The following is a 9,492-nucleotide window of genomic DNA, read 5'->3' as shown; positions in this document are numbered from 1 at the left end:
GTTGCTGACACTGCTGCAGTGGCAACCTCCAATAAACTAGGAGACATTAGAGATGCATTAAAAAGCAATACACATGATCTAGAATCACATACAAAAACCCCAAATACTACCCCCTTAAAAAGCCAAAAAACTTGGAAAAAAAAGAAAGAACGCGTTAGCTTATTTTTTAGTTTTGATTAGATTTAAAGATCATGGATACAGTTTTTAGTTGACATATTACTTATAAACCTTGCATACTTGTATTAATAATCACAGTTATTTAACTTAAAAAAAGGATTAAAAACATGTCAAGATTACTACTAATAATAACAGCTCTATTTCTTGTTTCTTGTGCAGATTCAGTAAACAAAAATTTCAAAGACAGTGATGATAAAAAAATTGAATCAATGATCACAAGAGGAGTAACCACAAAACAAGACCTTCAAGAGACCTTTGGTAAACCAACTAGTATAGATTTTGATAAAAGTGGTCAAGAGACATGGTCATATGCATATAGCGAAGCCAGTGGCAATCCTTTAAATTACTTTCCTGTTAGCAGTATGCTAAAAGGACAAACAGGAACAACCAGAGAAATGCTAATAATCTTTAATGGAGATATAGTTCAAAACTATGTAATAACTAGCAAAGAAGAAAAAATTAAAAAAGGCGCTCTAGATGACTAATAATCTATAAAAACAGCTATATTGTAAATAATAAATTTAAGAGGAAATGAAACCATGTCAAGAATACTATTAATAATCACTGCTCTGTTTCTTGTGTCTTGTTCAAGTTCAGTAAATAAAAATTTTAAAGACAATGATGATAAAAAAATTGAATCAATGATCACAGCGGGAGTATCCACTAAGCAAGACATTCGTAACACTTTTGGAGAACCAACTAATATAGAGTATTCAAAAACCAACCATGACAAATGGACTTATGAATATAGTGAGGCCAGCAATAATCCTTTAAATTATATTCCTGTTACCCGTATACTTAATGGGCAAAGCGGCACTACCAGAAAAATGGTTATATTATTTAACGGTAACGTAGTTGATAAATATGCACTGAGTAGCAACGATGAAAAAGTTAGCAAAGGAGTTCTAACTGACTAACCTATAATAAGGAGATATTAGAATGAATTATCCTGTTTCTGCTCAAAACCATATAACTGTTTCATCTTCTGTTCCAGAAACTTTTATGGCCCATCTTGCTGCAGAAAAAGCAAATAATAAATCTAATTATCAAATTGATGACGTAGATGTAAGAGAATTTGTAGGAGAATGTTGGAAATTACTTTCTCCGGAGGAGAGAAAGCATTATAGAGATCAATTAGACAATCCTGAATTGACTCTCTCCTCAGGACCAACCATAAAGAAATTGGCCTTTGACCTAAATCGAGGATTAATGTCAGCTTATAATGAAGCATCCAAGAACAAGACTGATATTTATGATGAATTAGATGCACAGGTTACTAATTTTAAATATGTAAATCTTTCTAACTCAGACTTAGAGAAGGATAAAAAACTAGGCCTTTTTACTAACAAACCTTTTCAAAATCGAGATGAATTTAAAGATCAACCTTTATTGGCCATCTCTATGGAAACCGCTTTATCAACTTTTCCTTCCATAGAGCGCCTAGGATATACTGAAGCAGAAAAATCTAAGTTTATAGATAGCACCGCAGCAATTCTTACAGGACTCACAAAGGATCAAACTATATTAAATAGAGGATCTTTAGATCCAACTTTAACCAGCTCCGTAGCAGCATATGTTGATAAAAACTTTAAAGATCTTCAAGATCTTTCAAAAGAAGAGCAAGTGGCAATTGGAAATGCCTTCAAACAAGAATATAAAAAACTTTATGCAGAACAAGAGCAGGATAATAAAAGACAAAAAAGAGCAAAAGGATATCCTGTAGAAATATCTCCAACAAAATTAGCTAATGGCTTTGAAAGACTTACAGTTGAAAAGAAACTACTGAAATCATCAGATAAATTTGTTACCATTGATATGAACACACCTAAACCACAAACTAAAGAATCCAAGCGCTCTTCTTCACCACTAGAATTTTTACGCAAGAGGTTTTCTTTCTCCCCTAATCAAACAAGTTCAGTGAGCACTACTTCAGCAACAATTAAAGCAAACAGTAAAGATAAAAGGCAAGCAAGATAAAATTTTCATTAATTAACTGGGCAATCTTCTCCAGATCCATAAGTTAAATCAGACATAATGGAAAGTTTTGTTTTATTTTTATCCATCAATAAATGATAGATAGATTTTCCTTCTAATACCCTCTGCACGTAATTACGAGTTTCGTGGAAGCTAATCCTCTCCATCCAATCAATAATATCTTCAAGCTTATCCTCCATTAACCTTGGATCGCCATTGTTGTCAAGCCATCTCTGCACAGCCTTATCTCCTGCATTATAAGCTGCTATGCTTAATATATAAGATGGATTATAACATGTTGTTAGTTTGTTTAGATGAGCAGTTCCTAATTGGGTATTAAAGTGAGGGTCTGAAAGCAGTTTATCTTTTCTATATTTTATTTTTAAGTCTGCTGCAGCTTCTTTTGCTACAAAAGGCATTAACTGCATCAACCCCATTGCTCCAGCACTACTTACAGCTCTGTGGTTAAAAACGCTTTCTTGACGAATTAAAGACATAACTAAAGCTGGATCCAACCTATGTTCTTTATAAACAGATTCTAAAATAGGATAATTACTATGTATTATATGAATATCTCTATAACTGGCATGCTTAGCCGCTTCAACAGATAAATGATGATGATTAAGCTCAAACCCTAATTTAGTAATTAAAGCAATTTCAGCTAAACTTCTGCTATTATCTATAGCTTTAGTTATGAATGACTGTACCAAATTATTATATTTCTTACTCTCATGTAACACCAAAGCTGCATTCACTAATATATTATTTTTAAAATGTTCTTTATCTGCAGGAGTTGGCTCAGGATCATCAGGGATATTAACCTGACAATCATTTATCTTACAAACCGCCAACTGACCATAAAAACTAGTATAATATTTAGCTGCCACTTCATACCAGTAATTACTATTAGCATTATCCTGCAGTTTTTCATAGCTTCTTGCTAACCAATAAGCTGCCCTTGATACACTGATAGGACGCTTAACCTTCTTATACATGTTATTAAAATGAGTTATTGCAAGCTTTGGCTTATTTAAAAATCTAAGCGCTATCCAACCAGAGAGCCATTCCGCATCGCTATATTCTGAACTACTGATATTTCCATGTGAACTTGCAAATAAATAAGCAGAATTGTAATCAGAGTCTATGATTAAATCTCTAATAACTCTAGTTTTCATAGTCCAAAAATATCTTTGATAAGGAGTACGAATTTTAGAGGACGATTTAAGAATCTGAATTAGGCTATTTTCATCATTCTTATTATTATAAAACCTAGCTATATCGTATAAAATGCCAGGATATTTTTGCGAGTCTTTATATTTTTTTATTGTATAATTATCACCCTTTTGAATACTAATTCTTGCTTTATATAGTGGAAGAGCTTCCTTTGAAACATAATGTAACAATCTTTTTGCTTGATCTGGATTTTTGTTAAAAAGCATATAGTCTAATCTAGCAATGTGATCTGTCTTAACAAGAACATTACCATATAACTTTAAAAACTGCTTTTCGTCTTTCTGACTAAAAACAGCTTCTTTCCATACTTCTTTTATATATCTAGTTTTTTTCTTGCCATCTGATAATAAGGTTATATATTTCTTCTTACCGTTATTTGTTATTGGAGGATTAGCATTAAACCATGCTAAAGCATCAACATCTTTAACAGATGTAAAATCACTTTCTTCAATCTTTTGCCTTAGGATATAAATTTTTGGCCAATTAGGATGTTTTTTGATAAAATCTCTTAACTGATAAAAACTTGGATTATTTTCATTATATAACTCTAGCCAAGTAACTAAAGTTTCTAGTTTAGGGTTGTTTTTTTTAGCTTCCGCCCATTTTTTATTATCAATGCTTTTTATAAAATCCGAATGGTCAACAGCTATTGCTGAATATGAGAGCAACCAAAACAATAAAAGTAAGCGTATCACAACCAACGCAAAATCACTCCTCCCCAAGTTATTCCTCCACCAAGAGCAGTTAGCATAACCAACTCATTAGATTTAAGCTTACCAGATCTAGCATGATGATCAAGCGCTAAAGGAATTGTGGCCGCTGAAGTATTAGCTTGCATATCTAAAGTCATAACCACTCTTTCTTTAGGAAATGAAAGCTTTGTTGCAATGGAGTCTAATATCCTAGCATTCGCCTGATGGGGAATGATCCAATCCACATCTTCTATTTTATATTTTGATATATTTAATAAATCTAGCAGAGTCTTGCTCATTTTTTCTACGGCATGTTTAAAAACTTCCCTACCAATCATTTTCATAACTCCAGCAGTTTGCGTTGTAGCAACTCCACCATCAGCATATAAGATAGATTCTTGACAACCATCTGCATTAATTTGGCAAGCAATTATTCCTTCATGATCTTGCATAGCTTGAACCACAACAGCCCCTGCTCCATCTCCAAATAAAACACAGGTATTACGATCAGACCAATCTACGATCTTTGACATAGACTCAGCACCAATAACTAAAACCGTCTTTGCCCCACCAGATTTAATAAAATTATCAGCCACAGTTAAACCATAAATGAATCCAGAACATACTGCCTGAATATCAAAGGCTGATGCATTCTTAATCCCTAATTTTGCTTGAACTTTAGTGGCAACAGATGGAAAAGTGCTGTCAGGAGTTGTGGTGCACACAACAATCATATCCACATCATCTACAGAAATATTTGCCGCCTTAATAGCTTCTTTTGCAGCTTCAGCTGCTAAATCTGAAGTAAGCTCTCCTTCTGCAACAATATGTCTTTGTTTAATTCCCGTTCTGGAAACTATCCACTCATCACTAGTGTCAACCATTGTTGATAATTCATCATTTGAAAGAATCTTAGAAGGAAGGTAACTTCCCGTACCCGTAATTACGCTAGAATATTTATTCATAAAATTTGCAGTATATTTAAATGTTACTGTATAGGAACAGGATTATCACTTAAGGTATTCAAGTAAGCAATAACATCTGCCACATCTTCAGGATTTTTAAATCCAATGAAATTCATCTTAGTTCCAGGTATAAATGTTTTTGGTTTGTTTATCATATGATATAAATCTTCATAAGTCCAAGTGCCTCCCTTCTCCAATAACGCCTTAGAATATGCAAAACCACTCATATGTCCCTTTTTGTTATTCACAATATTCCACATATTAGGACCGATTTTATTAGGGCCTCCCTTTGTGAAATCATGACACATGACACATTTCTTTACCAATTTAGCACCTTTATTAACATCAGCTTTTGCTAATAATGCAATAATATCAACTTCAACCTCAACTTCTTGAGAATCTACAGATTGGGCTGTTTCAGATACCTCAACAATATACCCTGGTTTTACATTAATTTTGGGATGATATAAGATATCTGCAAAATTACCTGCAACCATACCTATTAAACCCGCAACTAATACAGAAGCAATTATTTTATTTAATTCTAGTCCTGACATGAACAGCCTTATTTTGTTAAATTTAGAATACGATCTATTATGATAAATTCCTTATATATAATCAAGCAAAATTGAAAATTTCTTTTTACCACAAACTATTTTCCTAAAATAATGATTGACCCTAACTTTCAAGCGATGATATAATATATTTTGCACTTTATAATTACAAAGGAACAAACATTATGCCCATTATGCCAGCAAAAATTATAAAAAACTCAATCGCTATTTTATTACTGCAGTCTTCATTAGCTAATGTGGCATTAGCTACAGAATCTAATATATGGAGTTTTGTTGGAAGAGTGGAGCCAGACCACTGGAGTAAACTTGATAAAAAATTTGAGGCTTGCAACGATGGAGGCCCCAAAGAAACTATAGTAATCACAGACGCAAACTTACCTAAAGATCCAAAACCTTTAACATTTGATTATAATGCTTACCCTGCTTCTAGCTCTAAAGCCGCACCTTCTAAACACATAACTATTGGAGAAGAAGAATATAAATTAGTAGAATTTCATATTCGTTTACCTGCAGAACATTCCATAAATGGCAATGTTTCTAAAGCTGCTATACATTTTGTTCATGAGAACACAAATCAAGATGCAATTAATAAAATTGCTATCGTGGGTGTTATGTTAAAGACAGGTAACAGCAATGAAGTTATTAGAAATCTTATAGCAACTTACAACAAAAGTGACGCAGAAAAATTTGCTGTAGAAGATGGTAATCTAATGTCATTAGTACCAAGCAACACAGAATATTACTTTGATACCACCTCCCTCACCACTCCTCCATGTACAAAAGAAGGTGTTAGTTGGTATATAATGAAAACCCCTATAGAGATAAGTAAAGAAGAATTTGCTTCACTGTCATCTACTATTGAGAAATAAAATTTAATAAGGATTTGTAGATATTTTTGAAAATATTGATGAGCTTCAAGAAAGATTAGCTATTGAAACCAAACTGAATAATGAAGCTCATAGCACTATGATTTTTCTAACATAAGCACTATATACCTTTTGCATATTTTTTTTTAAAATCAAGCCTATTAGTAAAAAATTATTCTTTAGGCGCCGCTTAACCAAATTATTATGGAAGGAGATGGTTTCTAATTTAGTAAAACTACCTCTTTCTATAATTTGTCTATTGATTTATAATCTACTAGATAGAAGAACAAAGAACATGTATAGTTAATCCTAGAACTTTTGGGATAAATAATGATTAACATAGAAAAAATAATTAACATTGCCAAACAGGCTGGTGATATCATCATGAGCTATTATAACAATGAAGATATAGGTATTCATTATAAAAAAGACTCCTCTCCCGTTACACAAGCAGATTTAGCTTCCAATAAATTTATTTGTGATTCTTTAACTAAATTATACCCTTCTATTCCTTTAATTTCAGAAGAGAGCGAAATAAACTCTCCTATAAAAAACTCTGTGTTTTGGTCTATAGACCCATTAGATGCCACTCAAAGTTTTATTGAAAGAAGTGGAGAATTCACTGTTAATATTGCTTTAATTAAAGATAACGAGCCTAACATGGGAGTAATATATGCTCCATTAAGCCAAAGACTATATTATGCTGAGAATAACAAAGCATATAAAAAATTAGGAGATACTCCCCCTATTTTAATAAAAACCAGAACATCTCCTAAATCTGGACTCATTGTTCTTACTAGCCGTCACTATAAGGATCAAAAAAAACTTGATTTATACCTAAAAGACAAAAAAGTTGATCAAATAATTTCTATCTCAAGCTCAATTAAAATATGCTTAATAGCTGAAGGGTTGGCTGATTTATACCCTCGCTTTGGTAGAACAATGGAATGGGATACAGCAGCAGCTCATGCAATATTAAATGCAGCTGGAGGAAGCATAAAAGATTCAGGTGGAAAAAATTTAAGTTATGGCCATTTCAAAAAAGAATACTCTAATCCAGAATTTATAGCCTCTTCAAGCTAAAGCATTGCTTCTTCCTTTATTCTTTATATAATAAATAAAAATTTTATAAGAGTATCATTTATATGAGAGGACAAGCAAAAACTGTAAAAACACTTAAATTAACTGGCAATATTTACCTATTGCATAGAGACGATGAAGAAATTGAAAAAGCTCAAGTAGGTGATGTATATCTTTACCTTAACAATGAGGAAGATCTTTATGCCCTAATTATGAATAATTATAATATAAAGGGCTATAAGGGATATTTCAAAGCTAAAGTTTATGATGGTTACAACTGGTGTTTATTAAATGTTTTAGACTTTTTTGAAGATCGCATCCATCAATTTGGTAAAAATGAAATTTGTCTTTATAGATATAATTTATGCCAGGAAAGATTAATGGAAGAAGCAGGTATCACTATTTATCGTACCTACCGCGAGCATTACACAACTCAAGAGCCCGTATTCTCAGAAAAATATAAAGGCAAAAAAAAAATAAAGCAAAATAATAAACTTTAATCTGAAGATGAATTCACACTTGCTTAAAACGCTGTAAATCTTTATCTTATTTAAAACTAAATTATTTGATCTATAAATAATGCCAATAACCAAAAAAGATCTTTTACATAAAATAGACAGCCCTAAGGATTTGCGCAAGCTTAACACACTTCAATTACCTCAAGTTTGCCAAGAGCTACGCCAAGAAACTATTGAAGCAGTATCACATACAGGTGGGCATTTAGGGGCCGGTTTAGGAGTGGTAGAACTAACTGTGGCTCTGCATTATGTATTTAACACTCCACATGATAGATTAGTTTGGGATATTGGCCATCAAGCATATCCCCATAAAATTCTTACCAACAGACGCAAGGAAATGCTCAGCATGCGTCAAGAAGGTGGTTTATCTGGGTTCACTAAAAGACTAGAGAGTGAATATGATTGTTTCATTGGTGGGCATGGCGCGACCTCCATCTCTTCTTCATTAGGTATGGCACTAGCAAGAGATTTACAAAAAGAAAAAAGGGAAGTAATTGCAGTTATTGGAGATGGAGCAATGACAGCAGGAATGGCTTATGAAGCAATGAATAATGCTGGAGATTTAGGAAGCCGTTTAATTTTAGTGCTCAATGACAATAGAATGTCTATAGCACCTGCCACCGGTGCATTAACAACTTATCTAACAAAACTAATCTCCTCTAAACCATATTTATCTTTCCGCGATACAAGTAAAAAGATTTTAAAATTATTCCCAAACCCAATCAGAACTATTATGAAGAAGTTTGAGAGGAATACTAAAGATCTAATCAATGATGGTAATTTCTTCGAGGAAATGGGATTTTATTACTTAGGCCCCATTAATGGTCATAATGTTGAAGAAATGGTGTCACTGCTAGAAAACATTAAAAATGACCATAGCATCAATAAACCTATTCTGCTCCATGTGGTTACAGAAAAAGGAAAAGGATTCTCATCTGAGAAATCATGCCAAGAGAAATATCATGCAGTAGGCAAGTTTGATTTAAACACTGGAAAACAAAAAAAATCTTCTAGTGAAACTCCCTCTTATACTAAGGTATTTTCAGATTGTTTATTAAACCTAGCTAAAAAAGATAAAAAAATTGTAGCTATCACAGCAGCAATGCCTTCAGGAACAGGACTTCAACAATTCTCGGAAGTTTTTCCAGATAGAATGTTTGATGTAGGAATGGCAGAGCAGCATGCAGTAACTTTTGCAGCTGGTCTTGCTTGTGATGGAATCAAACCATTTCTGGCACTTTATTCCACTTTCCTACAAAGAGCTTATGATCAAGTTATAAATGACGTAGCCTTACAATGCCTACCTGTTCGTTTTATTATAGACAGAGCTGGATATGTTGGCGCAGATGGCCCTACTCATGCTGGTTCATATGACATAACTTATTTATGTGCATTACCTAACTTTATAGTTT

General features: G+C 32.9%; 11 protein-coding genes. 8 read left to right on the top strand and 3 right to left on the bottom strand.

What is annotated here, in order from left to right; all coding sequences use genetic code 11:
* From N4A31_05615 to N4A31_05600, 4 genes are all read left to right on the top strand, one after another.
* Positions 1 to 180, top strand: a 180-nt coding sequence (locus N4A31_05615; GenBank protein MCT4635697.1) for a hypothetical protein, incomplete at its 5' end; no start/stop codon positions are given.
* A gap of 104 nt (positions 181 to 284) precedes the next feature.
* Positions 285 to 662: a hypothetical protein gene (locus tag N4A31_05610; protein MCT4635696.1), complete on the top strand. Its 378-nt coding sequence runs from the start codon at positions 285 to 287 to the stop codon at positions 660 to 662.
* A 54-nt stretch (positions 663 to 716) separates the two neighbouring features.
* On the top strand, positions 717 to 1,094 hold the full coding sequence (locus N4A31_05605) for a hypothetical protein (GenBank protein MCT4635695.1): 378 nt from the start codon (positions 717 to 719) through the stop codon (positions 1,092 to 1,094).
* A 22-nt stretch (positions 1,095 to 1,116) separates the two neighbouring features.
* Positions 1,117 to 2,154: a hypothetical protein gene (locus N4A31_05600; GenBank protein MCT4635694.1), complete on the top strand. Its 1,038-nt coding sequence runs from the start codon at positions 1,117 to 1,119 to the stop codon at positions 2,152 to 2,154.
* 8 nt (positions 2,155 to 2,162) lie between these two features.
* Here the strand turns inward: N4A31_05600 and N4A31_05595 are convergent, their stop codons facing one another.
* From N4A31_05595 to N4A31_05585, 3 genes are read right to left on the bottom strand one after another with little or no spacing between them, the layout of a single operon-like run.
* Positions 2,163 to 4,079: a lytic transglycosylase domain-containing protein gene (locus N4A31_05595; protein MCT4635693.1), complete on the bottom strand. Its 1,917-nt coding sequence runs from the start codon at positions 4,077 to 4,079 to the stop codon at positions 2,163 to 2,165.
* Positions 4,076 to 5,041 carry a ketoacyl-ACP synthase III gene (locus N4A31_05590; GenBank protein MCT4635692.1) on the bottom strand — a complete coding sequence of 322 codons (966 nt, stop codon included), beginning with the start codon at positions 5,039 to 5,041 and terminating at the stop codon, positions 4,076 to 4,078. Before N4A31_05590 ends, N4A31_05595 begins: the two co-directional genes overlap by 4 nt.
* Positions 5,042 to 5,064: 23 nt before the next feature.
* On the bottom strand, positions 5,065 to 5,598 hold the full coding sequence (locus N4A31_05585) for a cytochrome c family protein (GenBank protein ID MCT4635691.1): 534 nt from the start codon (positions 5,596 to 5,598) through the stop codon (positions 5,065 to 5,067).
* 182 nt (positions 5,599 to 5,780) lie between these two features.
* On the opposite strand from N4A31_05585, the gene N4A31_05580 reads away from it, so the two are divergent.
* The 4 genes from N4A31_05580 to dxs all read left to right on the top strand — a co-directional run.
* Positions 5,781 to 6,485: a carbonic anhydrase family protein gene (locus tag N4A31_05580; GenBank protein ID MCT4635690.1), complete on the top strand. Its 705-nt coding sequence runs from the start codon at positions 5,781 to 5,783 to the stop codon at positions 6,483 to 6,485.
* Between the two features lie 327 nt (positions 6,486 to 6,812).
* A complete protein-coding gene (gene cysQ / locus N4A31_05575; protein MCT4635689.1) occupies positions 6,813 to 7,565 on the top strand; it encodes a 3'(2'),5'-bisphosphate nucleotidase CysQ in 753 nt (250 codons plus the stop codon).
* A 62-nt stretch (positions 7,566 to 7,627) separates the two neighbouring features.
* Positions 7,628 to 8,062 (top strand): hypothetical protein, encoded by a 435-nt coding sequence (locus N4A31_05570; protein ID MCT4635688.1) that lies wholly within the window; start codon positions 7,628 to 7,630, stop codon positions 8,060 to 8,062.
* A gap of 79 nt (positions 8,063 to 8,141) precedes the next feature.
* Positions 8,142 to 9,492: 1-deoxy-D-xylulose-5-phosphate synthase (dxs, locus tag N4A31_05565; protein ID MCT4635687.1), on the top strand; the 1,351-nt coding region annotated here is incomplete at its 3' end.

The organism is Rickettsiales bacterium, assembly GCA_025210695.1.
Lineage (GTDB): Bacteria > Pseudomonadota > Alphaproteobacteria > Rickettsiales > CANDYO01 > CANDYO01.
Note: the sequence above shows the minus strand (reverse complement) of the source record. Positions and strands in the feature narration are given on the sequence as shown.

What these genes read in the sequence shown, in the direction of transcription:
- N4A31_05610 (MCT4635696.1), top strand. Translation starts at nt 285, where the DNA reads ATGTCAAGATTACTACTAATAATAACAGCTCTATTTCTTGTTTCTTGT.
- N4A31_05605 (MCT4635695.1), top strand. Translation starts at nt 717, where the DNA reads ATGTCAAGAATACTATTAATAATCACTGCTCTGTTTCTTGTGTCTTGT.
- N4A31_05600 (MCT4635694.1), top strand. Translation starts at nt 1,117, where the DNA reads ATGAATTATCCTGTTTCTGCTCAAAACCATATAACTGTTTCATCTTCT.
- N4A31_05590 (MCT4635692.1), bottom strand. Translation starts at nt 5,041, where the DNA reads ATGAATAAATATTCTAGCGTAATTACGGGTACGGGAAGTTACCTTCCT.
- N4A31_05585 (MCT4635691.1), bottom strand. Translation starts at nt 5,598, where the DNA reads ATGTCAGGACTAGAATTAAATAAAATAATTGCTTCTGTATTAGTTGCG.
- N4A31_05580 (MCT4635690.1), top strand. Translation starts at nt 5,781, where the DNA reads ATGCCCATTATGCCAGCAAAAATTATAAAAAACTCAATCGCTATTTTA.
- cysQ (MCT4635689.1), top strand. Translation starts at nt 6,813, where the DNA reads ATGATTAACATAGAAAAAATAATTAACATTGCCAAACAGGCTGGTGAT.
- N4A31_05570 (MCT4635688.1), top strand. Translation starts at nt 7,628, where the DNA reads ATGAGAGGACAAGCAAAAACTGTAAAAACACTTAAATTAACTGGCAAT.